Genomic DNA, 25,675 nt, shown 5'->3' on the forward strand with positions numbered 1-25,675 from the left:
CACCGCGTGCGCCTTGGCCTGGCCCTCGGGCAGTTCGTCGCTGTCCCACGCTGCTCTGGCCGCGGTCGAAGGCTCGCGCTCGGTCACGGCTGACGAGGCTACGAGTAGGGGTGGCGGCGCGCACGCGGGAGCGGCGAGACTCACCACACGCGAGGAAAGGGGGTACCGCGGCGATGATCGACTTCACGTTTGCGCCCGAGGTCGAAGAGGTGCGCGTCAAGGTGCGCCGCTTCATGGACGAAGTGGTTCGTCCGGAGTGGGAGTCGATCGATCCCACCGATCGCCGCCAGCTCGTCGGGGCGATCGTCAAGCTCCGTCACGCGGCGCGCCATGAGTGGGGGCTGTGGCTGCCGCACATGCCGCCGGAGTGGGGCGGGATGGGCCTCGGCCCGACGGCGATGGCGGCGGTGTCGGCAGAAGCGGCGAAGGTCTCGATCGGGCCGTTCGTGCTCAACGCGCAGGCACCCGACGAAGGCAACCAGCACACGCTGTTGCACTGGGCGACGCCGGAGCAGAAGGAGAAGTACCTGCGACCGCTGTGCGAGGGCACCGCGCGGAGCTGCTTCGCGATGACCGAGCCGGAGGTGGCGGGCAGCGACCCGACGCTCATCAAGACATCCGCTTACCGAGACGGCGACGAGTGGGTGATCAACGGTCACAAGTGGTTCATCTCCGGTGCGCGTGGCGCGGGTTTCGCGCTGCTGCTCGCGAGGACAGAGGACGACCCCGACATCCCCCAGGCGGCGAACACGTGCTTTCTCGTCGACCTGCCGAGCGAGGGCTGGGAGATCGTGCGCGACGTGCACACCATGTCGGGCGGGCACAACCACTGCGAGATCCTCATCCACGATCTGCGGGTGCCGCACGAGAACATGCTCGGTGGGCAGGGCCAGGGACATCTGCTTGGTCAGTACAGGCTGGGGCCGGCCCGCCTCGCGCACTGCATGCGGTGGATCGGCCAGGCCGAGACCGCCCTCGACATGATGGTCAAGCGCTCGCTCGAGAGGTACAGCCACGGCTCGTACCTGGCCGAGAAGCAGGGCATCCAGTGGATGATCGCCGACTCCGCGATGGAGATGTACCAGTGCAAGCTGATGGTGCTTCACGCCGCGTACAAGATCGAGCGCTGCGAGGACTTCGTCGCCGAGGTGTCGATGGCCAAGCACTTCGTCGCCAACAGCTTGTGGCGCATCATCGACCGCGCGATCCAGGTGCACGGCGCGCTCGGCTACTCCACCGACACCCCGCTCGCCGGCATGTTGACGCAGGCGCGCTGGAGCCGCTTCGCCGACGGTGCCGACGAGATCCACCAGATGCGCATCGCCCAGCGCACGATCGCCGCCTGGAAAGACCACGGCAGCACCCGTTCGGCCACCGGCAACCTGCCGCTCTAGTGCGCCTCAGGCCGGCGCTCAGGCCTCGGCGCTGACCGCTCTCGCCCAGCGGTAGTCAGCCTTGCCCGAAGGAGAGCGGACCACGCGGTCGACGAACACGACCAGCTTGGGCACCTTGAACCGGGCGATGTGGCGCGCTGCTTCGTTGAGCACGTCGGCGCTCGTGGCCGGGGAGCCCTCGCGCAGTTGGACGACGGCGACTACCTCTTGCCCCCATCGCTCGCTCGGCCTGCCGGTGACGATGCAGTCGTACACGTCGGGGTGTTGGCGCAGCGCCGACTCGACCTCTTCGGCGAACACCTTCTCGCCGCCGGTGTTGATGGTGGCCGCCTCGCGGCCGAGAACCTGGACCATGCCGTCGGCGGTCAGCCGAGCACGGTCGCCGGGCACCACGTACCGCCTCCCGTTCACCACGGGATAGGTGCGTTGCGTCTTCGCGCGGTCACCGAGGTAGCCGAGGGCGAGGCGCCCGCTCTTCGCTAGCCAGCCGATCTCGGGATCGCCGGGGGACAACTCCCGCGACAGGTCGTCGGAGAGCACGTGGTTGCCCTCGGTGAGGGCGAACGTCCCCGTCGACGCGCAGCCACCCGTCGAGACATGGGCGAGCTGTCCCCCGGCCTCGGAGGAGCCGAGGCCGTCGATGACGATCGCGGTCGGCAGGTGCTGGAGGAGCGCGTCCTTGTAGTGCGCCGACAGCGTCGCGCCGCCCGACAGCACCACTGCCAGGCTGGAGAGGTCGTACGCCTTGCGGTCGAGCTCGTCGAGCAGGGGCCGGGCGAACGAGTCGCCGACGATGAGCAGGAACTCGATCCGCTCCCGCTCCACGAGCCCCAAGATGTCGGCGGGGTCGAGGTGGCCGGGGTCGTCCTGGACGAACACGGTGCCGCCGGTGTTCCACGTGCCAAAGCTCATCCAGTGCCCGGCCCCGTGCATGAACGGTGGCGCGAGCAGCGCGCGCCGCCCCGTGGCCGCGGCGACGAAGTCGTCTACGCGCACGGCGTCACGTGCGCCGCCCATGCACTCCGTCAGCGCGTCGGCCTGCCGCCAGAGCACACCCTTCGGCATGCCCGTGGTGCCGCCGGTGTAGAGGATGTAGAGATCGTCGGGCGACGCTGGTGGGGGCGGCTCCGGCGAAGCCGACGCGAGCGCGTCCTCGTACCACACCGCTCCCGGTAGCAGCGGGTGATCGGTCTCGTCGGCCACCTGCAGCAAGACCTCGATCCCCGGAAGGTCGCCCACGATCGCGGCGAGCATCGGGGCGAACCGGGAGTGGTACACGAGCCCTGACGGGCGGGCATCCGCGAGCAGGTACGTGAGCTCCTCGGCGACGTAGCGGTAGTTGACGTTGAACGGGGCGACCCTGCCCTTGAACGCGCCGAGCATCGCCTCCAGGTACTCGTTGCCGTTGTACAGGTAGATGCCGAGGTGGTCCTGACCGCTCTCGTGGCCCTCGAGGCCCGCGGATCGCTCCACGTGGCAGCCGAGGCCACGCCCGTTCAGGTAGTTCGCCAGGCGGCGGGTGCGATCGGTCACCTCGGCCCAAGTCAGACGGCGGTCGCGAAAGACGATGCACTCGCGCTCGGGTCGGGTGGCGGCGATGGCCTCGTGGACCTCGCCGACCGTGAACTCGGCAGTGGGCGCGCCCGCCATGGGACGAAGGTACGACCGCCGTGACAGCGGTCACGAATCGGCGGGAGTGCACCTCGGTGCAACGCGCCTAGGTTGCGACGTATGAGCGACGTGATCTTCGGGGTCTTCATGCCCCAGGGGTGGAAGATGGAGCTGTCGGCGATCGAGGGGGCGCGGGCCAAGTGGGACAAGGCCGTCGAGGTCGCGCTCTTGGCGGAGGAGCTCGGGTACGACTCGATCTGGCTCTACGACCACTTCCACAACGTCCCCCGGCCGGCGCACGAGGCGGTGTTCGAGTGCTGGACCGTCGTCACCGCGATCAGCCAGCTGACGAGCCGCATCCGCCTCGGGCAGATGGTCGGGTGCAACAGCTATCGCAACCCGGCGCTGCTCGCGAAGATCACGTCGACGGTCGACGTCGTCTCCGGGGGCCGTCTCGATTGGGGCATCGGCGCGGGCTGGTACGAGAACGAGTACCGCGCGTACGGCTACGACTTCCCGCGGCCGAAGGACCGCATCGGCATGCTCCAGGAGTCGGTGGAGATCGTGCGCTCGATGTGGACCGAGGACGAGACCACCTACCGGGGCAAGTACTACGAGCTGCTGCGGGCGAACTGCGACCCGAAGCCGTTGCAGTCGCCGCACCCGCCCATCTGGATCGGTGGCGGCGGGGAGCAGCTCACCTTGCGCGTCGTGGCCAAGCACGCGGACCGCTCGAACTTCGGCGGCAATCCCGCGGAGTGGGCCCGCAAGCGCGACGTCCTGCGGGCGCACTGCGTCGCGGTCAAGCGCGACGAGGCCGAGATCGTGAAGACCTGGTCACCGGAGCTGTTCATTCGGGAGACCGAGGCCGAGATCACGGCAGCGGGCACGAAGAGCCTCTGGAACGAGCCGTTCGAGAGCTGGCGGGAAGGGAACCTCGTCGGCACGCCCGAGCAGGTGGCGGAGAAGATCGAGTCCTACATCGCGCTCGGCTGTGGCGGCTTCGTGCCCTGGTGCTCGGACTACCCGAGCACGGAGAGCCTGGAGTTGCTGGCGACGAAGGTGATCCCCGAGTTCCGGTCTCAGACGTAGCTGCGGAAGATTATCTCGGCCACGCACGAGGGCTTCGGCGCGCCCTCCACCTCGAAGGTGAACTCCATCGTGAGCTGCACCCCGCCGGCGATGTCCTCGACGCCGGCCAGCTTGACGCCGAGGCGCACCTTCGATCCGACGGGGACGGGCGAGGGGAAGCGCACCTTGTTGGCGCCGTAGTTGACCCCCATCGAGAAGCCGCGGACCTGCACGACCTGCGGGTACAGCACGGGGCCGAGCGACAGCGTGAGGTAGCCGTGCGCGATCGGTCCGCCGAAGGGTCCGGCCTTGGCCCGCTCGACGTCGACGTGGATCCACTGGTGGTCGCCGGTGGCGTCGGCGAACAGATTGACCCGGTCCTGGGTGATCTCCAGCCAGTCGCTGTAGCCGAGGTGCTCGCCGACCAGCGCCTTCAGCTCGTCGGGACCGTCGATGATGCGGGGTGCCATGGGCGACGAGTGTGCCACGGCCTGGCCCGTTCAGCGATACCAGACCCGCTGGTGCTCGCGGCTCGTCGGGTGGAGCAACAGCACGCAGAGCGCCACGTCGAAGATGAAACCGATCGCTTGGCGACCTGTGAGCATGTCGAAGAAGCTGATCCCGGGCACATCCCAGAGCACCCAGAAGCGCAAGACGAAGGGGGAGAACGCCCCGATCAGGGCCAGCCTGTAGCCGAGCTTGCGGTCGTTGGCCATCAAGAAGCCGCCGGCCACGTAAGCGACGACGATGCCGAGTCCGACGAGCGTGCCGACGATGCCCTTGTCGACCCGGGCGTAGCCGATCCAGCCGCGCTCGCCGGCGAAGTCGACCAGCGCGAAGAGGCCGTTCAGGTAGAGCAGCCAGGTCGCGATCTGCAGGGTCTGTGGCTGGAAACGGTCGAACCACTTGCGCAGGTCGAGGGGGGCGGACGTCGGCATAGTGCGAACAGTCTTACAGGCGTACCGTGAGCATCGATGTTCGACCGACTCAGCCGCTTGCTCACCGCGCCCGTCCGGATGCCCCTCCGGGCCGTGACCGGGGCGCGGCGTATGCTACGAAGCCTCGCCATGGCCGACTTCCTCGCGGTGTACGCCCAGATGCATCCGGACAAGCTCGCCGTGGTCGACGACCGGCCGGGCGCCACGGCGCGCACCCTCACGTTCCGCGAGCTGGACGAGCAGTCGAACCGGCTGGCGAACGTGCTCGCCGGGTTCGGCGCCGGTCCGGGGACGAAGGTGGTGTGGTGCGGCCAGAACTCGCCGGGCGTGGTCACGATGGTCAACGCCGCCCGCAAGCTGAAGGTGACGGCGGTTCCGCTCAACTACCGCCTGTCCGACGAAGAGGCCGCTTACGTCACCGACCACTGCGACGCGACGATCGTGTACGTCGACGCCGAGTTCGCGCCGACGTTCGAGCGCATTCTCGCCGACCTCCCGAAGGTGCGCCACGTGCTGGTCTTCGACGGCGCTGTACCGGACGGGTTCGTCGACGTAGACGCGCTCGTGGCGGCGGCGTCGGCGGATGAGCCCCAGCCGGTGGAATCCGCCGACGCGGCCGAGTCCGGGTCGACGATGATCTACACCTCCGGCACGACCGGCAAGCCGAAAGGTGCGCTGCGGCGCAACACGGTGGATCCGGCGCAGGGAATGGCGTTGGTCGCCCACATCGGCTACTCGCCCGACGACGTGTACCTGCCGACCGGCCCCTTGTACCACTCCGGCCCGGGCGGCTTCATGGGCGTCGCGCAATCGCTCGGACAGACGGTCGTGCTGCAGCGCCGGTTCGACCCGGAGGACTGGCTGCGGTTGGTCGAGAAGTACCGCGTCACCTCCACGTTCAGTGCGCCGACGCCGATCCGCATGATCTGCACGCTGCCCGACGAGGTGAAGGCGAAGTACGACCGGTCCTCGATGAGGATCATGATCGCCAACGCGGCGCCTTGGCCGTTCGCCTTGAAGAAGATGTACCTCGCCGACTTCCCCGAGGACTCGCTGTTCGAGGTGTACGGCTCCACCGAGCTCGGCGTGAACTGCGTGCTGCGCCCGGAGGACCAGCTGCGCAAGCCCGGCTCGTGTGGCCTTCCCGCCCCGGGGGTCGAGGTGGCGCTGTTCGACGACGACGGCAACGAGGTGACCGGGCGTGGCCCGGAGCACACCGGCGAGCTGTTCGTGAAGAGCCCGTCGATCTTCGCCGACTACTACAAGCAGCACGACAAGTTCGTCGCCGATTCCAAGCACGGGTACCAGACCGTGGGCGACATCGCTTACCGCGACGACGAGGGCTACATCTACATCTGCGACCGCAAGAAGGACATGATCATCACGGGGGGGATGAACGTGTACCCGGCCGAGATCGAAGGCGTCCTCGAGCACCACCCCGAGATCTACGAGGCGGCGGTGTTCGGCGTGCCCTCCGACGAGTGGGGCGAGAGCGTGCACGCCGTCGTGGTGCTCGCGCCGGGTTCGTCGCTAGACGAGGCCGCCGTCGTCGCGTACGCCCGCGAGCACCTCGCCAGCTACAAGATCCCGCGCTCGATCAGCTGGTCGGCCGAGCTGCCGAAGACGGGCAGCGGCAAGATGCTGAAGCGCGAGCTGCGCGCGCCGTTCTGGCAGGGCCACGGTACGAACGTGTGACCGCGCAACTGCGCTCGGGATTCGTCACGCTGGTCGGCCGGCCGAACGTCGGCAAGTCGACGCTGCTAAACGCGATCTGTGGGCGCAAGGTGTCGATCGTCTCCCCTCAGCCCCAGACCACGCGCCGGCAGGTGCGCGGGGTGCTCACCCGTCCCGACGCGCAGATCGTGTTCGTCGACACCCCGGGTCTGCACAAGCCCGTCACCGCCCTCGGCCAACGGGTGAACTCGGCGGCGCTCGCCAGCCTCGACGACGTCGACGTGGCATGTCTCCTGCTCGACGCCACCAAGCCGTTCGGCGGCGGCGATCGTTGGGTGGCAGAGCGCCTCGACATCGAGCGCGCGGTGATCGTGGTGACGAAGACCGACATCGCGTCGAAGAGCCAGGTGCTCGCCCAGCTCGCCGCTGCCGCGGAGCTCGGCGCCGAGGCGTACTTCCCGCTCTCCGCACGCACCGGCGACGGCGTCGGTGAACTCGTCGAGCACCTGGTGGCGCGGCTACCCGAGGGTCCCCAGTTCTATCCAGCCGACATGGTCAGCGACGTCCCGGAGGAGCAGTGGGTGGCCGAGCTGGTGCGCGAGCAGCTACTCGCGGTCACCCGTGAGGAGCTACCTCACTCCATCGCCACCAGGGTGACGGAATGGGAGTGGCCGCGGGTGCGCGTCGAGATCGTCGTCGAGCGGGAGAGCCAGAAGGGCATGGTCATCGGCAAGGGTGGCGCCGTCCTGAAGCGAGCCGGTGAGGCCGCGCGCCGCCAGCTGCCACCGGGCATGTTCTTGGAGCTGCACGTCACCGTCGACAAGGACTGGCAGCGCCGCCCCGACCGCGTCGAGCGGCTCGGGTACTAGCGCGCGCTCAGCATCCGAGGCCGGGGCCGAGCAGGTTCTCGTAGTCGTCACAGCTCACGAGGTCGCCGGGCTCGGTCAGGTCACCGCGCCCGCGGGGCACCGCCTGGGGAACGCCGCCGATGGTGAACGTCACCTGGCCGAGCCCTCCGCGCCGGGTCAGCGTGAGCACGATCTGGGCCACCGCGAGGCGCTGCTCGCCGCCGGGGACGTCGGTGATGAACGCCGGGGGCAGCTCCACCGTCGCCACGCCGCGCTCCACCCCGACGGTCATCTCGGTGTCCTCGGGGATCGCCGAGCGCAGCCCGGCGGCGATGTCGCCTTCGGGCGGTCCTTCCAGGAGTGCGGTCAGCACCTGCGGGGGTGCGGCGGGGCTGAGCAGCAGTCGGCTGGTCGGGAACAGCTCCGCGCCGGTGACCCAGAAAAGGGTCACCACTTCGACGGGGACCGTCGTGCTCGTGCTCGTGCTCGTGGTCGCGGGCTCGGTGGTGGTCTGCCGCGCGATGGTCGTCGAGGACGCGGACGAGGTGGTGGACGCGATGGTCGTCGAGGTGGTGGTCGCGTCGAGCCCATACGGGATGTCTGCCGAGTCGATCTGCTGGAAGTCGCTCTCGCCCGGCACCCCACAAGCCGTGACGAGCGCGAGCACGACGGCCGCGGCGGCGCCGACGGCGAGCCGACTCCGCGATCCAGGGGCGCTCATCGACGGCTCCCCGGGAAGCGCACCACGAACCGGGCACCGCCGCCGGAGCGGTCTTCCACCCACGCGTCGCCGCCGTGGGAGCGGGCGTGCTCGCGCACGAGGGCCAGGCCGAGACCCGTGCCGCCGGCCCGGCTCCGTCCTGCGGTGCCGCGCGCGAAGCGCTCGAAGATGTGCGCCTTCTCGCTCGCGGAGACCCCTGGTCCGGCGTCTTCCACGGCGAGCAGGATGCTGCCGTCGGGCGCGCCGTCGATCGTCACCGCTACCGGGCCGCCGGCGTGCAGCCGGGCATTGTCGAGCAGGTTGGCCACGATCCGCTCCAGACGCCGCTTGTCGACCATCACCGAGCGGTCACCCTCGTGGCCGACGAGCACCGGCACCCCGGCGAAGCCGTGGCGGCGCGCGATGCGCTCGACCACGTCGGCGATGGCCAGCTCCTCGCGGTGGAGGTCGCCGGCACCGACGTCGAGACGGGACAGCTCGAGCAGGTCCATCACCATGGCGTCGAAGCGTCGCACCTGACTGACGACTACGTCGAGGGCCTGCTGGCTGCGCTCGGGGAGGTCGGCGCGGCGCGCGTCGAGCACCTCGACCGCCGCTGTCAGCGCGGTGATCGGCGAGCGCAGCTCGTGGCTGACGTCGGACGCGAACCGGGTCTCCCGCTCGATGCGGGCCTGCACCGTGTCGGCCATGTCGTTGAACGAGTGGGCGAGGCGCTCGAGGTCGGGATCGGCCTCTGGCTCCATCCGGGTGTCGAGCCCGCCCGAGGCGATGTCGCTCGCCGCATCGGCGACGCGGGTCAGCGGGCGCAGCAGGCGCCGGCTCACCCACCACCCGAGCCCTGCGGCGAGCAGGGTGGTGATGGCGGTCCCGAGCGCCAGCGTAGAACCGATGAGCCGCAGCGTTCGCTGCTCGCTGCTCATCGGGAACGCCTCGAAGTAGTTGGCGTCGATCTCGGCGATGCTCACCCCGATGCCGACGAACGGCTCTCCGTCGAGCGTGAAGCGCTGCGAGCCGGTGCGCCCGGAGATGGTCGCGTTGACGAGCTGGTCCGGGAACGCCGTCTGGGTGAACCTCAGATCCTGGGAGTAGAAGAGGTCCTCCGGCTCGAGGTGAAGCACGGCGAATCCTCCCGGCTCCGTGCGCACCCCGCTGACCAGCTCGAACGCCTCGCCGCGGCGGTTCTTCAGCTGCGTGCGGATGAGCTGCGCGTTGTTGAAGGCCTGCCGCTCGGCAACTTCGTCGCGGCGATCCAGCAAGTACGCGCGAGCGACCAGGTAGCTGACCACGCTCAGCCCGACCGCGGCGACGAGCCCGGAGAGCAAGAACAGCAGCGTGACGCGCGTGCGCAAGCGGAGGGAGCGACGCTGGCGACGGGCGGGCACTGCGCCATCCTGTCATCGCCGAAGGCGGGCGGGAGGCGCAAGAGGGAGGGTTCACACGCTGGCCGGTGGGGCACCAGGGGGAGGAAGGTACCCCACCGGGGCAGCGTGAACACCGCCATCCTGGTCACCGTCTGTGACAGCCCCTTGCGCGCTGTGCGCGATTTCTGTAACAACTGCGTGGCGGTGACGGCGAGGCAGAATGGCCTGACCGTGCACGACCTGCTGTTCATCGAAGACGACGACCCGATCAGGCTCGCCCTGCGCCTGGCGTTGGAGGACGAGGGCTACTCCGTGCGGGAGGCGCCCGACGGCCTGAGCGGCCTGGCCGCCTTCGCCACCGCCGAGCCCGACCTGGTGCTGCTCGACCTGCGCCTTCCGGACCTGAGCGGGTTCGAGGTGTGCCGGTCGATCCGGGCATCGAGCATCGTGCCGATCATCATCGTCACGGCGCAGACCGACACCCACGACCTCGTCGCCGGGCTCGAAGCGGGTGCCGACGACTACGTGACCAAACCGGTCGTCCCGAAAGAGCTCGCCGCCCGGATCAGGGCGCACTTGCGCCGGGTGCAGCTGCACTCGGAGATCCCGACGACGGGCCGCGCCGAACGCTTCGGCGACGTGGAGCTGCGCCGCGACCAGGCCATCGTCGTGAAGGCGGGGCGTGAGCTGGCGTTGACGAAGACGGAGTACCGGCTGATGTGCGAGTTCGCCGACCATCCGAACATGGTGCTGTCCAGGGATCAGCTCCTGGAGCGGGTGTGGGGCTACGACTACCTCGGCGACAGCAGGCTCGTCGACGCCCACGTTCGCCGCCTGCGGGTGAAGGTGGAGGATCAGCCCGACGACCCCCGCCTGATCGTGACCGTGCGCGGCATCGGCTACCGCCTGATCAGCTGAGCTCGGTGGCCCGACCCGCTCGCGGCGGCCAGCGCGGGGACCGCTTCTCGACGAAGGCGGTGATCCCCTCGGCGGCCTCGGCCCCGCCGAACAGGGCCTCCGAGAGGGCCTGCATCCGGCTGAAGGCCTCGTCCAGCGGAAGCCCGGGGACCTCGTGCAGCAGCCGCTTGGTCGCCGCCGTGGCCGCCGGGGCGCTGGAGACGATCGCCGCGCAGAGACCGGCCACCGTCGCGTCGACATCTGCGCTCACGTGGGTGACGAGACCGATCTGGCGGGCGTGGTCGGCGTCGAAGACCTGGCCGGTGAGGAACGGCGCCGTGAGCTGGGCGGCACCGACGCGGCGCAGGATCGGCACGGAGATGATCGCCGGAGCGACGCCGATGCGTACTTCGGTGAACGCGAAGTCGACTGCGGGGTCGACGACCACGAGGTCGCAGGCGGCCATCACGCCGATGCCCCCAGCCCGCACCGGGCCCTTGACGGCGGCGATCGTCGGTACGTCGGATTCCATCAGCACTCGCATCGCCCTCACCATCGGCGACGAGGAGCTGCCCGCCGGCGTGGAACCGCCGGCCGCCGCGCGCTCCTTCAGGTCGGCGCCAGCGCAAAACGCGGGTGGGCAGTGGGTGAGCACGATCACACGGGCTTCGCCGGCCAGAGCGTCGTCGAGCGCGGCGTTCAGCCCGGCGACGAGCGCGCGGGACAAGGCGTTGCGGTTGCCGGGGGAGTCGAGCGTGATCGTGGCCACCTCGTCGTGCACGTCGAGCCTGACCGGGTGTTCTGCCACGCGTCGGACAGTACCGGCTCAGGTGGTGCCGGTGATCGAGCGCAAGAACTCCTCGGCCTCGGCGCGATGACGGGTGCGGCGCATCGGCGGCAGGGCGCGGATGATGTCCCAGCGGTAGCCGGCCGTGCCGAGCCGGCGGTCGAGCACGGCCACCACCCCGCGGTCGGTCGTCGAGCGCACCAGCCGGCCGGCGGCCTGCGCGAGCAAGGTGGCCGCGCGCGGCACGTCGATCTCGGCGAACGCGGCGGGTCCGAGCAGCTCTCGGCGAGCGGAGAGCAACGGGTCGTCGGGTCGAGGGAACGGGATGCGGTCGACGACGACGAGCGACAACGAACGACCGGGCACGTCGACCCCTTGGAAGAACCCGGAGGTGGCGAAGAGGCAGACGGACTCGTCGTCGGTGAACTGCTTGAGGAGCGCCGGCTTGGGCAGGTCACGCTGGGTGAGGACGGGATACGCCAGCCGCGGGCGCAGCGCCTCGGCGGCGGCATCCATTGCCCGGTAGCTGGTGAACAGCGCCAAGGTGCGACCTTCCGCGGCCTCGATCAACGCGGCGAGCTCGTCGTGCGCGGCGTCGCGAAAGCCGCCATGGCGCGGGTCGGGCAGGTGCATCGCGCAGTACAGCAGGGCCTGCGTCGCGTAGTCGAACGGGCTTCCGACGTCGATCGACTCGTGACCGTGCGCGTCGAGGCCGACTCGTCGAGCGAGCGAAGCGGGGATGGTCGCGCTCGTCAGCACCGCGGTGGTCTTCGACCAGACACCTCGCTGGAGCAGCGGCCCGACGTCGAGCGGGGCGATCTCGAGCCGCGGGTGCTCGGGCCCTCCGGCGACGTAGGCGACGTGGCCCTCCCGGGCGCCGAGCGCGACGTCGAGTGCCTCTGCCAGCCGGGTGGCTGCGGTCACGCCGCGCAGCTTGCGTTGCTTCGCGTCTTCCACCTCGGTGGTGATCGCGCGCAGCACGTCGAGTGATGCCTGCACGGCCTGCCGGCAGGACAGCACGGCGTCGGACACCTCGGGCGGCAGCGGGTGGGGCAGGCGGGTGCCGAGCAGGGGGGCGAGTGCGTCACGGAGCTGTAGCCCGCTGTCGGTGACCCGAGCGAGGAGCTGGGGGTCCGCCACGATGCGCCCGAGGGCGGCGACGAGGAACCGCAGCCGGCCCGCCCCGAGCGACACGCCGACGGTGTCGCTCATGATGTCTTCCAACTGGTGGGCCTCGTCCACGACGAGCACCTCGTGCTCGGGCAGCAGCACCCCGCCGCTGCCGACGTGCAGCCCGTACAGGTGGGTGTTGACGACGACGACGTCGGCGCCGGTGGCCCGCCGCCGCGCTTGCTCGGCGAAGCACGGCTCACCCAGCGGGCAGCGGCTCGCGCCGGGGCACTCGTCGCTGCCGACGCTCACGGACCGCCACGCGCGCTCGCTAGGCGACCACGCGAGCTCTGCCGCGTCGCCCGTCGGCGAGGTCTTCGCCCATTGGTCGAGGCGCACCACCTCTGCCCGGATGCTGGAGCCGAGGTCGTCCAGTTCGAGCTGGCCCTGCTCGCCGGCGGTGAGCTCGTGCAGCCGCTGTAGGCACACGTAGTTGCTGCGCCCCTTCAAGACCGCCCAGGTGAACGGGTCGCGGCCCGTGTGGAGGGCGAGCTGTCCGGCGACGAACGGCAGGTCCTTCGTCGCGAGCTGGTCCTGGAGCGCCTTCGTGGCCGTGGCGACGACGACGCGCCGACCGGACAGTGCGGCCGGCACCAGGTAGGCGAGCGTCTTACCGGTTCCCGTGCCGGCCTGGACGACGAGGTGACGGTGCGTGTCGATGCTGCGGGCGATCTCGCCTGCCATGCGCTCCTGGCCCGGGCGGTGCTCGCAAGCCGCGAGCCCACCGGCAACGGCGCGCAACGCGCCGACGACGTCGTCGGTCGTCGGGCTCACGAACGCGCGAGCGCGATCGCGCGGTCGAGCTCGGCGGCGTCGAACTCGGGCCAGGTGCACTCGGTGAAGTACACGTGGCAGCCGGCGATCTGCCACAGCAAGAAGTTGGAGATGCGCTGCTCGCCGGACGTGCGCACCAGCACGTCGACGGGTGGGAGCGAGGGTAGGTAGAGGTGCGCGGCCAGGTGCTCGGCGGTGGGCGACTCACCGGCTGCGCGCAGCTCGTGGGCGGCGTGCACCAGCTCGGCATGGCTGCCGTAGTCGAACGCCACCGTCAGCACCATCCCGGTGTTCTGCGCGGTGTCGGCGATCGCCTTGCGGATCGCCCGCTGGACGTGTTTCGGCGTGAGGGCGCCGGGCGAGTCGAACGGGCGGCCGATCCACTGCACCCGCACGTTCAGCTCGTTCAGCTCGGCGACCCGGCCGAAGAGCTTGCGGTGCAGCCCGATGATGTGGCGTACCTCGCCGCGGGGGCGGACCCAGTTCTCGGTGGAGAACCCGAACACCGTCAGCCAGCCGACGTCGCGGGCGACGGCCGAGCGCACCACGGCGGCCAGGTTCTCCTCGCCCTCGGTGTGCCCGGCGGTGCGCGGCAGCCCGCGGCGCTTCGCCCACCGTCCGTTGCCGTCCATGATGCACGCGATGTGCAGCCCTGGCCCGAGCGGGCTCGGGGGCGACGGAGCGGGGGGCGGCACGGGTGCCGACGATACTTGCGCCGGGTCCCCATGGCGGGCCGTTCCCGGTGCGGACGTGAGCGGACGTGAGAGGATGCGCCGGTGCCCTCCCCGCGCTCAGACCGCTCAGCGGAGCCGTTGCCGCTGACGCACGTGATGCTCGTCGGGGGCACCGTCGGCGAATGGGCCCAGCTCGACGAGGAGCGTTGGTTGCAGCGGGCGAGTGCCCTCGGCGACGCCGCCCGAGCTGCGGGTTGCCGCTGGCTGACCCTGCACCCGTACGGCCCCGACACCTCGGCAACCGTCGCCGCGGCGCCGTGGACGCTGGAACGCGACGGGTGCACGGTGATCGTCGATCCCGAGCCCGACGGGCGCGCCAGACTGCTGCGCGGCATGCAGCGGCTCGCGCCAGAAGCGGCGCTCGACGAAGCCGCACTTGCCGCGGCCGTGCTCGCGCCCGCCGCCTGCGATCCGGATCTCGTCGTCGTGCTCGGGCCCCCCGATCGCCTGCCGCCCTCGCTCGTCTGGGAGCTCGCCTACAGCGAGCTCGTCTACCTCGACGTGGCGTGGCCCGACCTCGACGTCGAGCACCTCCGCGCCGCGCTCGACGAGTACGCCGGGCGCGATCGCCGCTTCGGCGGGGTGTCCTCGTGAACCCGCTGTACCGCGACACCGGTGTCGTGCTGCGCACCTACAAGCTGGGTGAGGCGGACCGCATCGTCGTCATCCTCACCGAGGCCCACGGCAAGGTGCGGGCGGTGGCCAAGGGGGTGCGCAAGACCGGTTCGCGCTTCGGCGCCCGCATGGAGCCGATGAGCCACGTCCGGCTGCTGCTGTACCGCGGCCGCGAGCTCGACATCGTGAGCCAGGCCGACTCCGTCGACTCGCTGCGGCCGCTGCTCGACCACCTCGACATCGCCACCCAAGGCCTCGCGCTGCTCGAAGCCGTCGACCAGCTCGCCCCCGACCGTGAGCCGGTGCCCCAGCTGTACCGGATGCTCGTCGGTGCCCGGCGGACGCTTGCCGAGCGACCCTCGCCACTCGTCGTCGCGGCGTTCTACTGGAAGCTCCTCGCCGCCGAGGGTGTGCGGCCCGAGCTCGACGTGTGCGTGTCGTGCGGCGAGGCGGGCGACCTGGTGGCGTTCGACCTGGCCGAAGGCGGGGTGTCGTGCCGGCAGTGCCGCGGCGGGGTCGCGATCTCGGGGGAGGCGTTGACGCTGTTGCGCAGCGTCCTCGGAGGTCGGCTCAACGAGGCCCTGGCGGAGCCGTCGTCGTCGACCACGGCCGAGGTGACGCACCTCGCGACGAAGGCGGTGGAGCACCACCTGGAGCGCCGGCTGCGCACCGTGGCGATGTTCGAGCAGCACTGATCGCGCCCATCTACGCGTAGCCTCTGCCCACTATGCCGGCGTCGGATCTCGACCAGATCGTCAACCTCTGCAAGCGCCGTGGGTTCGTCTTCCCATCGGCTGAGATCTACGGCGGTTTCCGCTCCAGCTACGACTACGGGCCACTCGGTTCGCTGATGCTGCGCAACGTGCGTGAGGCGTGGATATCCACCATGGTGCAACAACGCGACGACGTGGTGCTGATCGATGCCGCCGTGCTCGGCCCGCCCCAGGTGTTCGAGGCCAGCGGCCACCTGTCCAGCTTCAGCGACCCGCTGGTCGACTGCAAGGAGTGCAAGCAGCGCTTCCGCGACGACCACCTGGAAGACCACGAGGTGTGCCCGAACTGCGGCGCGAAGGGCTCGTTCACCGAGGCGCGCGAGTTCAACCTGATGTTCAAGACCACCGCCGGTCCGGTCGAGGCCCAGGGCGCCGAGGTCTACCTGCGCCCGGAGACCGCGCAGGGGATGTTCGTCAACTTCGCGAACGTCCTGCAGACGAGCCGCAAGAAGCCACCCTTTGGCATCGCCCAGGTCGGCAAGAGCTTCCGCAACGAGATCACGCCGGGCAACTTCATCTTCCGCACCCGCGAGTTCGAGCAGATGGAGCTGGAGTACTTCGTACCCCCCGAAGAGGGGCCGCGTTGGTACGAGTACTGGTGCCAGGCGCGTCTCGACTGGTACGTCGGGCTCGGCATCCCCCCCGAAATGCTGCGCCTGCGTGCCCACGACGCCGACGAGCTGAGCCACTACTCCGCCGGTACGTCAGACGTCGAGTTCCTCTACCCGTGGGGGTGGGGCGAGCTCGAAGGGATCGCCCAGCGCACCGACTTCGACCTCACCCAGCACGCCAAGCATTCCGGCGAGCGCCTCGACTACTTCGACCAGGCGTCGGGCGAGCGTTACGTGCCGTACGTGATCGAGCCCGCCGCCGGGGTGAACAGGGCGATGGCCGCGTTCTTGCTCGCCGCGTACGACGAAGACGTCGTCAACGACGAGACCCGCACCGTGTTGCGCCTCGATCCGCGGCTCGCGCCGTACAAGGTGGCGGTGCTGCCGCTGTCCAAGAAGGACACGCTCACCCCCCTCGCGAAGCAGGTCTACGCGACGCTCGCCGAGCGCTACATGTGCGACTACGACGAGACCCAGGCGATCGGGCGCCGGTACCGCCGCCAGGACGAGATCGGCACCCCCTACTGCGTCACGGTCGACTTCGACTCCCTCGACGACGGCGCAGTCACCATCCGCGAGCGCGACACCACCGCCCAGGTACGCGTGCCCGTAGATGCTCTGGCGGGCGAGCTCGCCGCGCGGCTCGGCTGCTAGCGCGACCCGACACGAGCGTGGCCACCTACCTAGACCGCATCCTCGCCCGCCATCGCGCGGTCGCCGCCCGCGACGAGCGGCCGCTCGACGCCTTGACCGCTCTCGCCGCGCAGGCTCCGGCCACCCGCGGCTTCACCGCGTTCCTGCGCGAGTCGTCGACGGGCGCACTGGCGGTGATCAGCGAGATCAAGCGCCGATCGCCGTCGAAGGGGGAGCTGCATCCCGATCTCGACCCGGCAGCGATGGCGCGTGCCTACGAGGCGGGTGGGGCAGCGTGCCTGTCTGTGCTCACCGATGCCGAGTTCTTCGGCGGTTCGCCGGCCGATCTGCAAGCGGCGCGGGCTTCATGCACGCTGCCGGTGCTGCGCAAGGACTTCACCGTCTGTCGCCACGACGTGTGCGACGCCCGGCTGATGGGTGCCGACGCGGTGCTGCTCATCGCCGCCGCTCTCGATCCCGACGAACTGGTCGACCTGCATCGCTTCGCGGTGGGGCTCGGCCTCGACGTGCTGGTCGAGGTGCACGACGAGCGTGAGCTGGACCAGGCGCTCGCCGCCGGGGCCGACCGACTGATCGGTGTCAACCAGCGTGACCTGGTGACGTTCCAGGTGGACCACGAGCGGGCGGCGCGGATGGCAGGCCTGATCCCGGCGGGTGCGGTGAAGGTCGCCGAGAGCGGGGTGCGCGGTCCCGACGACGCGCGGGCGCTGCGGGCTGCGGGCTACGACGCGGTGCTCGTTGGTGAGACGCTGGTCACCGCGGCCGACCCCGAGGCCGCCGTGCGAAACCTCCGCGTTCGCGGGTAGGCCAACGGGTACGGTCGGTCCGCGATGTTCGTGAAGATCTGCGGGATCACCACCGAGGACGACGCGTTGTTGGCCGTGGCGCTCGGAGCCGACGCCCTCGGGTTCGTGTTCGCGCCGTCGCCGCGCCAGGTCGCCGCACAGGCGGTCTACGACATCACCCGGCGGCTGCCCCGCGAGATCCTCACGGTCGGCGTGTTCCGCGACGACCTGCCCGACCGGGTGATCGACGTCGCCGGACGCGCTGGCGTGAAGGCGGTGCAGCTCCACGGGCACGAGACGCCCGAGCAGGTGGCCGAAGTGGCCGAGCGCGTGCGCTGGGTGATCAAGGCAGTCGCCGCCGGGTCCCCCGACGCGAGGCGCGCCGACCGTTTCGGCACCGACTTCGTACTGGTCGACGCGCGGTCGCCAGGATCGGGCGAGGTGTTCGACTGGTCGCTGATCGACGAGATCCCCGAGGGCCCGAAGCTGATCCTCGCCGGAGGGCTCGACGCCGACAACGTCGGCCCGGCCGTGCGGCGGGTGAGGCCGTGGGGCGTCGACGTGTCGACGGGAGTCGAGCGGGAGCCCGGGCGCAAGGACCCGTTGAAGCTGAAGTCCTTCATCGCCTGTGCGCGGGCCGCGGCGCCCCAGCCCTACCTCGGACCCGATGAGCTTCCCTACGACTGGGCCGACGACGAATAGACCGCCGCGACGCGGGCTGAAGCGAGTGGGCCGGCCCGGTGACGTCGTGAGAGGATCAGTCGATGTCGCTGATGGCCGATCCCTCCTCCAGCGGCCGTTTCGGCGAGTTTGGCGGCCGTTTCGTACCCGAAACGCTCGTCCCCGCGTGCATCGAGCTCGAGCGCGCGTTCACCGAGGCCTGGGCCGACGACGGCTTCCGCCGCGAGCTCGCCGACACGCTGCGTGACTACACCGGCAGGCCCTCGATCCTGACCGAGTGCAAGAACCTGGGCGCCAAGCTCGGCCTGCGCCTGGTGCTGAAGCGGGAAGACCTGAACCACACCGGCTCGCACAAGATCAACAACGTGATCGGCCAGGCGCTGCTCGCGAAGCGGATGGGCAAGCGTCGCCTGGTGGCCGAGACCGGTGCCGGCCAGCACGGCGTGGCCAGCGCGACGGCCGCGGCGCTGATGGGCCTGGAGTGCAAGGTGTACATGGGCGCGGTCGATGTCGCCCGCCAGCAGCTGAACGTGTTCCGGATGCGCCTGCTCGGGTCCGAGGTGGAGGCCGTCGAGAGCGGCAGCAGGACCCTGAAAGACGCGGTCAACGAGGCGATGCGTGACTGGGTGGCCACTGTGGAGGACACCCACTATTGCCTCGGCTCGGTGATGGGCCCCCACCCGTACCCGTGGATGGTGCGGGAGCTGCATCGCGTGATCGGCGACGAGGCGCGCGAGCAGTGCCGTGCACTGCTCGGGGCCGATCCCGACGTCGTCGTCGCCTGTGTCGGCGGCGGGTCGAACGCGATCGGCATCTTCTCCGGCTTCGTCGACACCGCCGCCCGCCTCGTCGGGGTGGAGCCCGCGGGGGGAGCAGCGATCGGGCGCGGTCAGCCAGGTGTGGTGCACGGCATGCGCAGCTTCCTGCTACAGGACGAGCACGGCCAGGTGATGGAGGCCCACTCGGTGTCCGCCGGCCTCGACTACCCCGGGGTCGGCCCCGAGCACTCGCACCTGGCGTCGATCGGGCGTGCCGAATACCCCGCCGTCGACGACGCCGAGGTGATCGACGCCTTCGCGCTGCTCGCTCGCACCGAGGGCATCATCCCCGCGCTGGAACCCGCCCACGCCCTGGCCTGGATCGTGCGTGAAGCCCACCAGCTTCAGGGCCGCACGGTGCTGATGAACCTGTCCGGGCGCGGCGACAAGGACGTCGCCCAGATGATGGAGCTGCTCGACCGATGAGCGGCCGACTCGAGGCCGAGCTGCGCGCGAAGCGTGCGGCGGGGCGCAAGCTGCTCGTGCCGTACGTCACGGGGGGGCTGCGTGGCTGGGAGGAAGCGATCCGCGCGGCGGCCGCCTCCGGAGCCGACGCGGTCGAGATCGGCATCCCCTTCTCCGACCCGGTGATGGACGGTCCCGTGATCCAGGCTGCGTCGCAGCAGGCGCTCGACGACGGGGCGACACCGCCCGCGATCCTCGACGCGGCGAGGCACCTCGACGTCGGGATCCCACTCGTCGTGATGACCTACTACAACACCGTCCACCATGCCGGCCACGAGCGCTTCGCCGCCCAGCTCGAAGCCAGCGGCATCAGCGGGGCGATCGTGCCCGACCTGCCCCTCGAGGAAGCGGGCCCGTGGTGCCTCGCCGCCGACGACGCAGGGGTGGAGACGGTGCTGCTCGCCGCGCCGACGGCACCGGACGAGCGCCTGCCGCGGATCTGTGCGAGGGCGAGGGGCTTCGTGTACTCCGTCGGCCTGCTCGGCGTGACCGGCGAGCGCAAGCAGCTCGCGGCGACGGCTTCGGCGCTCGCCGCGCGACTGAAGGCGATCACCGACCTGCCCGTGCTGGTCGGTGTCGGTGTGTCCGACGCCGCGCAGGCGGCCGAGGCGGTGCTCGTCGCCGACGGGGTCGTGCAGGGGGCGTCGGTGGTGCGCCGCTTGATGGAGCACGGGCCTGACGCAGTCGGTGACTACGTGGCCGAGGTCCGCTCGGCGCTCGACCGCCGGTGACACCTCCGGCGCAGCGGGCGTGTGATCTGTGCGAGGCCGCCCGGATCACGCCGTGGTACTACGAAGACGACGTCTGCTGGGTGGCCGAGTGCGAGTTCTGCGCCGTGCCGATGGTGGTCTGGAAACAACACGACCACCTGCCGCCCGACGAGGTGAAGGGTTACCTTCACGCCCGCCTGGCAGAGGTGGTCGTGTCGCAGTTCGGGTTCGAGCACTACGTCGACGACAACATGCGCAACATCCCGGACCACTACCACGCCCACGCGCGACCGCGGGGGCTTTGGCGGTGATGATCTCGATACGAGGCGTCGTCTCGGTAGAGCTGTCAGCAGGGCTTCGAAACAGGGCGACCCGTCATGGGCTCTCCTAATGTGTTGATCGACACGGGCAGTGGTGATCACCCCCCGAATCGCTTGACAGTGACAACATGATTCAACCACGTTCCGTGGTGGAATGAAAGACACAGAGTCAAGATTCTTGAGGAAACCACTCACCGTAGTGAGATCGCCGCAATGAGAGAGTTCGGCAGACCCTGGAGATCGGGTCAGGCTGGGCTGGGCAATGTCTCGAGCAGGTAAGCGGTCGGGGTGCCGTCACGCAGGTGCGGGGTGTTCGGCCAGATCTCCGTCTGCAGCCGCCCGAGGAACGCACGGGCTTGCGCGGCCGTGTCGAACTCGAGCTCGACCGAGACGAGGTTCCGATAGTCGGTGCCCCGCCGCACCGAGTAGGCGGTCACACCGCCCTCCGCGCGGAACGCATCGAAGGTGTCGAAGGTCGTCAGCCACTCGTCGAAGTCCCTGACGCCATGGGTGATGTTGAGGGTGGTCATGTCTCGAACTATCCCGCTGATCGCCGTCTCGTCCCATCCCAGATAGGTGGGGTTCTACGGTTGTCCCATGACGGAGCTGGTGGCACGTCGTTGCCGGGGTCACGACGGCGATGAGCGGTCGTTGCGCACCGCCCTCCTCGACGACCTGCGCGCCCGGGTGCCGTTCGAGTGGCACGTCTGGGCGCTCACCGATCCCGAGACCGAGGTGGCGGTCGCGCCGCTGGCCACCGTGCCCGACCACGTGATGCCGCAGCTGCCTGGCCTCATCCGCCGCCGCTACCTCACCCCCGTGAACCGGTGGGACAGCATCGACGGCCCGGTCGGCTCGCTGCACCGGGCTACTGGCGGGAGTCTGGCGGAAAGCCCGCTCCACGCCGAGGTCCTCGGGCCCGCCGGGATCGGTGACATCGCCATCATGGTGTTCCGCGATCGGTTCGGGTGCTGGGGGTTCGTCGACCTGTGGCGTTCGGCGGACGATGCCCCGTTCAGCGACGCGGAGCTCGACACCTTGGCCGCAGACGTCCCCGCCATCACCGAAGCGCTGCGCCGCTGCCTGGCGCGGACCTTCGACGAGCGAGCCTCCATCCCGCCAGGCGCCGGCCCCGCGGTGCTGTTCCTTTCTCCCGACCTGGAGGTGCGCGGCCAGACGCCGGGCACCGAGGCCTACCTCAGGGCGCTGTTGCCGACCGAGGCCGATCGTCAACCGGTGCCCGCAGGGGCGTACAACGTGGCGGCAGCCCTCGTCGCGTCGGAGGGCGGGCACTTCGACCACGCGGCGGTGGCTCGGGTGCGACCGGCCGTCGGGACCTGGCTCACGTTCCGGGCGGCGCGAGTCGACGCCGATCGGCCCGTCGTCGAGCAGGACATCGCCGTCACCATCGAGTTGACATCACCGCGCGACCGCCGCTCGCTCTACGCGCACGCCCACGGGCTCACACCGCGAGAACGCGAGCTCATCGATCTGCTCTGCGAAGGTGCCGACACGCGATCGGTCGCCGAGTCTCTGTTCCTCTCGGAGCACACCGTGCAGGACCACCTGAAGTCGATCTTCGCGAAGACCGGCACCCGAAACCGTCGCACCCTTCTCGCCCGCCTCGCGGGGTCCTGATCCCCTGCGATCAGCTCATGCAGCTGAGGCTCGCAAGCAGGTGGTCTAGGGCTGCGGCGTGATCAGCTCGAGGGTGGGGAAGTAGGTGCGGTACCGGCCGCCGTCGCGCGTGAGGAGCGCGAGCCCGTCAACGGCGGCATGGGCCCCGATGTAGAAGTCCGGCAGGGGAACGGGGGCGCCGCCCTGGCTGCGCCGGTAGGCCGTGAACGCCTTGCCGGCGAGAAACGCGGCTGCCCACGGAAGCGGTGCACGGCGGAACTCACTCGCGGGAAGGGCGTCCTCGAGGTCCTCGACACGCGAGAACCTCACGGACACCTCGGCGTACACGATCGGGTTCACGAAGAGCGGTCCCGACTCGGCGGCAGCGCTCAGCGAGCGGCTCGACCAGTCGACCCAGGCCGGGTCCTCGGTGAAGATGTCCAACAGCACGTTCGAGTCGACGAGAGTGCCGGCGGCCATGGGTCAGTCGACCCGCGTCAGGGCCATGATCTCGTCGGTCGTCATCCCGATGTCGCCTCGGCCGCGCATCCGGTCTACGAGCAGTGCTCCCCGGGAGGCAGCGGTGGCCTTCTTGCGAACGACGATGGTGTCCTTGCGTCTCTCGAACTCGACCTCGGTCCCGGCTCCGATGCCGAGGGCATCGCGTAGCTCCTTGGGGATGGTGACCTGGCCCTTCTCGGTGACCCGCATGTTGGAATCGTACCAGTAAGACTCCTACCGAGAGTCCGGCGAACGCGAAGGTTCGTGTTGCACAAGAGGCACCTCGATCGCCTCGCCGGGCGTATCGTCGGTACATGCCTCTCGAACCCGGTGACAAGGCGCCCGACTTCACGCTGCTCGATCAACACGGCGACGAGTTCACGGCGAGTGGGCAGCGCGGGCGCCGGATGCTCGTGTACTTCTACCCGAAGGCCGACACGCCGGGCTGCACGCAGCAGTCGTGCCTGCTGCGAGACGTCGCCGGCGAGGTCGGCGACACGGTGATCGTCGGGATCAGCCCCGACACCGTCGCCCGCCAGGCCAAGTTCGACGCGAAGTACGGCCTCGGCTTCCCACTGCTCGCCGACACCGAGCACGAGGTGGCCGAGGCCTACGGGGTGTGGCAGGAGAAGAAGAACTACGGCAAGACGTACATGGGCGTCGTGCGCTCCTCCTTCCTCGTCGGCCCGAACGGCGAGCTGGAGCGGGTGTGGTACAAGATCAGCCCGAAGGACACCCCGGCCAAGCTGCTCGCCGCGCTCGCGGAGCTCGGTTCGTGAGCGACCTGCCGAACCCGATCGACGTCATCCCCCATCGCCCCCCCTTCCTCTTCGTCGACGAGCTGACTGCCCTCGACCCCGGTCGCGGCGCGACCGGGCGATGGCATGTCTCGGGCGAGGAGTGGTTCTTCGCCGGTCACTTCCCGGGACGCCCGACGCTGCCGGGCGTCCTGATGTGCGAGGCGATCGCTCAGGTAGGCGCGCTCGCCCTTCTCGCCGGCGGGCAGCTCCCCGGCAAGCTCGCGCTGTTCGGCGGCCTCGACTCGGCCCGCTTCCGGCGCCAGGTGCTGCCTGGCGACACGCTGGAGATGACCGTCGAGCTCGGTCAGCGCAGCACTCGCGCCGGTAAGGGAGCCGGCCGGGCGACGGTCGACGGCGCGCTCGCCTGCTCGTGCGAGCTGATGTTCGTACTCGTCGACGCCTGAGTGGTTCGCGACGGTCAGGGCTCGACGATGCCGAAACCGGTCATGAACACGTCGATGTGATCGAAGAGACGTCCGGGCGCAGCCGGATCGCCGTCGACGGTCGCGTCCCCGTTCGCGACCACTTCGGCGAAGGTCGACTCGCCGGAGGCCACGGCTGACAGCGCTCGACGAGTGGTGGTGATCGTTGCATCTGCAACGTCTGCATGCCGTCCGGCGACGTGGGAGAGCGCCCTGTTGGAGAGCTGCAACACCCACTTGGGCACGTCGCCGTCGCGGTCGAGGTCGGTGAACGTCACGTTGAGCGTGACGTCGAGCCCGCCCACGTCGTCGGCGAGCAGACGCACGGCCAACGCGTCGAACAGCAGGTCGGGTCCCATCGCCGACAGGTAGCCGCTCGCGGTCGCGACCCGCGGCGGGAACGAAGCCTGGCGCAGCTCCTGCGCCCCCATCAGGTATGCGTTGCGGAACGTGGCCGACTCGCACTGGTAGCCGAGCTGCTCAAACGTGTCGGCCTGCAACTCACGTGCCGCGACGTTGGACGGATCGGCGAAGACGAGGTGGTTCAACACCTCTGCCGCCCAGCGGTAGTCGCCGGCGTCGAACTTGCGACGCGCGTGGTCGAGCATCTGCTCGGCTCCGCCGGCCAGCTCCACGTACCGCCGCCCGGCCTCGGCGGGAGGCAGCTCCGCCAGATGCGCGGGATTGCCGTCGTACCAGCTGAGGTAGCGCTGGTACACCGCCTTCACGTTGTGGCCGAGGTGGCCGTAGTAGCCGACGGTGTGGCTCTCGGCCTTGAACTCGGGCGGGAGCGTGAGCACCTCGGCGATCTCGGTCGGGACCAGCCCGTGGTTCGCGTGCCTCAGCGTCTGGTCGTGGATGAACCGGTACAGGTCACGCTGCAGGGTGAGGTAGTGCAGCACGTCGTCGTTGCCCCAGCGCGGCCAGTGGTGCGACGCGAACGTCAGCTCCGTGCTGGAGCCGAACATCTCGATCGCCTCGCCGATGTACTTCGACCAGCGGAGCGCGTCGCGGGCCTGGGCGCCACGGATCGGCACCAGGTTGTGCATGTTGTGCGTGCAGTTCTCGGCCATGCACAGCCAACCGAAGTCCGGGAAGTAGAAGTTCATCTCCGCCGGCGCCTCGGCTTCCGGGGTGAGCTGGAAGACGATGCGCACTCCGTCGACGTCGAGCTCCTCGCCGGTGTGCGTGACGTCCTCGGTGGGAGCGATCAACCCCGGGGTGGCGAAGGGCAACGCCTTGCCCAGCCCGCAGTCGACGTGGCCCCGCTCACTCGGCGGGAGCAAGAGGCCGAACTGGTACGCCGCGCGGCGGATCATCGCGTACCCGGCGAGCACGTTCTCGGCGAGCGTCTCGCGCATGAAGTGCTGCGGGGCGATCACCCGGCAACGACCGGAGGTGACGTCGTCCTCGGTGGTCACCCCGTGGACTCCGCCGAAGTGGTCGACATGGCTGTGGGTGTAGATGACCGCGACCACCGGGCGCTCGCCGAGCGTGGCGTTTGCCAGGTCGAGGCACGCTCGTGCCGTCGGCTCGACGGAGAGGGGGTCGATCACGATCCATCCGCTGCGACTGGCGACGAAGGTGATGTTGGAGATGTCGTAGCCGCGCGCCTGCCAGCACCCGGGCGCCACCTCGAACAGGCCGTGCACACCGTTCAGCTGGGCCTGACGCCACAGGCTGGGGTTGACGGTCTCGGAGTTGACGGACCCGCGCTGGATGAACGCGTGCCTCCCCGTGTCCCACGCCGCGCCGTGCTCGGTCGAGATCACACCCGTCGGGTGCTCGGCGAGGAGACCACGCTCCACACGCTCCCAGTCGGCGTCGTCGAAGCCGAGCTCGACCGGCGCGTTCGCAGCCCGCGTGTGCTGGCTCGCGCCCTTTGGTGAAGTGCTCATCTGGGCCGTCCTTCCGAGGCGGTCG

General features: G+C 69.9%; 28 protein-coding genes. 16 read left to right on the top strand and 12 right to left on the bottom strand.

Annotated features, from left to right (window positions below; translation table 11 throughout):
* Positions 1-173: 173 nt before the first annotated feature.
* Complete coding sequence (locus IPM43_14390; protein QQS24566.1) at positions 174-1,394, top strand: acyl-CoA dehydrogenase family protein; 1,221 nt, start codon at positions 174-176, stop codon at positions 1,392-1,394.
* Between the two features lie 18 nt (positions 1,395-1,412).
* Here the strand turns inward: IPM43_14390 and IPM43_14395 are convergent, their stop codons facing one another.
* Positions 1,413-3,044 carry an acyl-CoA synthetase gene (locus IPM43_14395; protein ID QQS24567.1) on the bottom strand — a complete coding sequence of 544 codons (1,632 nt, stop codon included), beginning with the start codon at positions 3,042-3,044 and terminating at the stop codon, positions 1,413-1,415.
* An 81-nt stretch (positions 3,045-3,125) separates the two neighbouring features.
* Between IPM43_14395 and IPM43_14400 the strand changes: the two genes are divergently transcribed.
* Entirely contained in the window at positions 3,126-4,097 is a 972-nt protein-coding gene (locus IPM43_14400) for an LLM class F420-dependent oxidoreductase (GenBank protein ID QQS24568.1), read from the top strand.
* On the opposite strand, the gene IPM43_14405 is transcribed toward IPM43_14400, so the two are convergent.
* Positions 4,088-4,546, bottom strand: coding sequence for a MaoC family dehydratase (locus IPM43_14405; GenBank protein ID QQS24569.1), 459 nt, complete (start codon positions 4,544-4,546; stop codon positions 4,088-4,090). The two genes, IPM43_14400 and IPM43_14405, sit on opposite strands and share 10 nt — an antisense overlap.
* Positions 4,547-4,576: 30 nt before the next feature.
* Positions 4,577-5,014 carry a hypothetical protein gene (locus tag IPM43_14410; protein ID QQS24570.1) on the bottom strand — a complete coding sequence of 146 codons (438 nt, stop codon included), beginning with the start codon at positions 5,012-5,014 and terminating at the stop codon, positions 4,577-4,579.
* Positions 5,015-5,143: 129 nt separating this feature from the next.
* Between IPM43_14410 and IPM43_14415 the strand changes: the two genes are divergently transcribed.
* Positions 5,144-6,709 carry an AMP-binding protein gene (locus tag IPM43_14415; protein QQS24571.1) on the top strand — a complete coding sequence of 522 codons (1,566 nt, stop codon included), beginning with the start codon at positions 5,144-5,146 and terminating at the stop codon, positions 6,707-6,709.
* Positions 6,706-7,557 carry a GTPase Era gene (gene era, locus IPM43_14420; GenBank protein ID QQS24572.1) on the top strand — a complete coding sequence of 284 codons (852 nt, stop codon included), beginning with the start codon at positions 6,706-6,708 and terminating at the stop codon, positions 7,555-7,557. Before IPM43_14415 ends, era begins: the two co-directional genes overlap by 4 nt.
* A gap of 7 nt (positions 7,558-7,564) precedes the next feature.
* Here the strand turns inward: era and IPM43_14425 are convergent, their stop codons facing one another.
* Both IPM43_14425 and IPM43_14430 read right to left on the bottom strand, forming a co-directional pair.
* On the bottom strand, positions 7,565-8,257 hold the full coding sequence (locus IPM43_14425; GenBank protein QQS24573.1) for a GerMN domain-containing protein: 693 nt from the start codon (positions 8,255-8,257) through the stop codon (positions 7,565-7,567).
* On the bottom strand, positions 8,254-9,639 hold the full coding sequence (locus tag IPM43_14430; GenBank protein ID QQS24574.1) for a HAMP domain-containing histidine kinase: 1,386 nt from the start codon (positions 9,637-9,639) through the stop codon (positions 8,254-8,256). Before IPM43_14430 ends, IPM43_14425 begins: the two co-directional genes overlap by 4 nt.
* A gap of 210 nt (positions 9,640-9,849) precedes the next feature.
* On the opposite strand from IPM43_14430, the gene IPM43_14435 reads away from it, so the two are divergent.
* Positions 9,850-10,536 (top strand): response regulator transcription factor, encoded by a 687-nt coding sequence (locus tag IPM43_14435; protein ID QQS24575.1) that lies wholly within the window; start codon positions 9,850-9,852, stop codon positions 10,534-10,536.
* Here IPM43_14435 and IPM43_14440 read toward each other — a convergent pair.
* Genes IPM43_14440 through uppS form a run of 3 tightly spaced genes read right to left on the bottom strand, consistent with a single transcriptional unit; the run spans position 10,529 to position 13,878 of the window.
* Complete coding sequence (locus IPM43_14440; protein ID QQS24576.1) at positions 10,529-11,323, bottom strand: enoyl-CoA hydratase/isomerase family protein; 795 nt, start codon at positions 11,321-11,323, stop codon at positions 10,529-10,531. The genes IPM43_14435 and IPM43_14440 overlap by 8 nt on opposite strands.
* An 18-nt stretch (positions 11,324-11,341) precedes the next feature.
* Entirely contained in the window at positions 11,342-13,246 is a 1,905-nt protein-coding gene (locus tag IPM43_14445; GenBank protein QQS24577.1) for an ATP-dependent DNA helicase, read from the bottom strand.
* Complete coding sequence (uppS, locus tag IPM43_14450; protein ID QQS26477.1) at positions 13,243-13,878, bottom strand: di-trans,poly-cis-decaprenylcistransferase; 636 nt, start codon at positions 13,876-13,878, stop codon at positions 13,243-13,245. The genes IPM43_14445 and uppS overlap by 4 nt, the downstream gene beginning before the upstream one ends.
* A 144-nt stretch (positions 13,879-14,022) precedes the next feature.
* Here uppS and IPM43_14455 point away from each other — a divergent pair, with 144 nt between their 5' ends.
* The 8 genes from IPM43_14455 (at position 14,023) to IPM43_14490 (ending at position 20,403) form a co-directional block, all read left to right on the top strand.
* The gene (locus IPM43_14455; GenBank protein QQS24578.1) at positions 14,023-14,574 is read left to right on the top strand and encodes an undecaprenyl diphosphate synthase family protein; all 552 of its coding nucleotides are present in this window, start codon (positions 14,023-14,025) and stop codon (positions 14,572-14,574) included.
* The gene (gene recO, locus IPM43_14460) at positions 14,571-15,290 is read left to right on the top strand and encodes a DNA repair protein RecO (protein ID QQS24579.1); all 720 of its coding nucleotides are present in this window, start codon (positions 14,571-14,573) and stop codon (positions 15,288-15,290) included. Before IPM43_14455 ends, recO begins: the two co-directional genes overlap by 4 nt.
* Positions 15,291-15,322: 32 nt before the next feature.
* A complete protein-coding gene (locus tag IPM43_14465) occupies positions 15,323-16,633 on the top strand; it encodes a glycine--tRNA ligase (GenBank protein ID QQS24580.1) in 1,311 nt (436 codons plus the stop codon).
* A 17-nt stretch (positions 16,634-16,650) separates the two neighbouring features.
* The gene (gene trpC, locus IPM43_14470; GenBank protein QQS24581.1) at positions 16,651-17,439 is read left to right on the top strand and encodes an indole-3-glycerol phosphate synthase TrpC; all 789 of its coding nucleotides are present in this window, start codon (positions 16,651-16,653) and stop codon (positions 17,437-17,439) included.
* A 24-nt stretch (positions 17,440-17,463) separates the two neighbouring features.
* Positions 17,464-18,120, top strand: coding sequence for a phosphoribosylanthranilate isomerase (locus IPM43_14475; GenBank protein ID QQS24582.1), 657 nt, complete (start codon positions 17,464-17,466; stop codon positions 18,118-18,120).
* A gap of 71 nt (positions 18,121-18,191) precedes the next feature.
* Positions 18,192-19,343, top strand: coding sequence for a tryptophan synthase subunit beta (gene trpB / locus IPM43_14480; protein ID QQS26478.1), 1,152 nt, complete (start codon positions 18,192-18,194; stop codon positions 19,341-19,343).
* Positions 19,340-20,113, top strand: a complete 774-nt coding sequence (trpA, locus tag IPM43_14485; protein QQS24583.1) for a tryptophan synthase subunit alpha — start codon at positions 19,340-19,342, stop codon at positions 20,111-20,113. The genes trpB and trpA overlap by 4 nt, the downstream gene beginning before the upstream one ends.
* The gene (locus tag IPM43_14490) at positions 20,110-20,403 is read left to right on the top strand and encodes a hypothetical protein (protein ID QQS24584.1); all 294 of its coding nucleotides are present in this window, start codon (positions 20,110-20,112) and stop codon (positions 20,401-20,403) included. The genes trpA and IPM43_14490 overlap by 4 nt, the downstream gene beginning before the upstream one ends.
* A gap of 254 nt (positions 20,404-20,657) precedes the next feature.
* On the opposite strand, the gene IPM43_14495 is transcribed toward IPM43_14490, so the two are convergent.
* Positions 20,658-20,942, bottom strand: coding sequence for a hypothetical protein (locus IPM43_14495; protein ID QQS24585.1), 285 nt, complete (start codon positions 20,940-20,942; stop codon positions 20,658-20,660).
* 121 nt (positions 20,943-21,063) lie between these two features.
* On the opposite strand from IPM43_14495, the gene IPM43_14500 reads away from it, so the two are divergent.
* Entirely contained in the window at positions 21,064-22,050 is a 987-nt protein-coding gene (locus IPM43_14500) for a helix-turn-helix transcriptional regulator (protein QQS26479.1), read from the top strand.
* Positions 22,051-22,095: 45 nt separating this feature from the next.
* On the opposite strand, the gene IPM43_14505 is transcribed toward IPM43_14500, so the two are convergent.
* Together IPM43_14505 and IPM43_14510 are read right to left on the bottom strand one after the other, a co-directional pair.
* The gene (locus IPM43_14505; GenBank protein ID QQS24586.1) at positions 22,096-22,509 is read right to left on the bottom strand and encodes a type II toxin-antitoxin system VapC family toxin; all 414 of its coding nucleotides are present in this window, start codon (positions 22,507-22,509) and stop codon (positions 22,096-22,098) included.
* 3 nt (positions 22,510-22,512) lie between these two features.
* A complete protein-coding gene (locus tag IPM43_14510) occupies positions 22,513-22,740 on the bottom strand; it encodes an AbrB/MazE/SpoVT family DNA-binding domain-containing protein (protein ID QQS24587.1) in 228 nt (75 codons plus the stop codon).
* A gap of 104 nt (positions 22,741-22,844) precedes the next feature.
* Here IPM43_14510 and bcp point away from each other — a divergent pair, with 104 nt between their 5' ends.
* On the top strand, positions 22,845-23,309 hold the full coding sequence (gene bcp, locus IPM43_14515) for a thioredoxin-dependent thiol peroxidase (protein ID QQS24588.1): 465 nt from the start codon (positions 22,845-22,847) through the stop codon (positions 23,307-23,309).
* On the top strand, positions 23,306-23,734 hold the full coding sequence (gene fabZ / locus IPM43_14520; protein QQS24589.1) for a 3-hydroxyacyl-ACP dehydratase FabZ: 429 nt from the start codon (positions 23,306-23,308) through the stop codon (positions 23,732-23,734). The genes bcp and fabZ overlap by 4 nt, the downstream gene beginning before the upstream one ends.
* Positions 23,735-23,748: 14 nt before the next feature.
* Here fabZ and IPM43_14525 read toward each other — a convergent pair whose 3' ends face one another.
* The gene (locus tag IPM43_14525; protein QQS24590.1) at positions 23,749-25,650 is read right to left on the bottom strand and encodes an MBL fold metallo-hydrolase; all 1,902 of its coding nucleotides are present in this window, start codon (positions 25,648-25,650) and stop codon (positions 23,749-23,751) included.
* Positions 25,651-25,675 lie beyond the last annotated feature (25 nt).

Source organism: Actinomycetota bacterium, assembly GCA_016700055.1.
GTDB lineage: Bacteria > Actinomycetota > Acidimicrobiia > Acidimicrobiales > Ilumatobacteraceae > Kalu-18.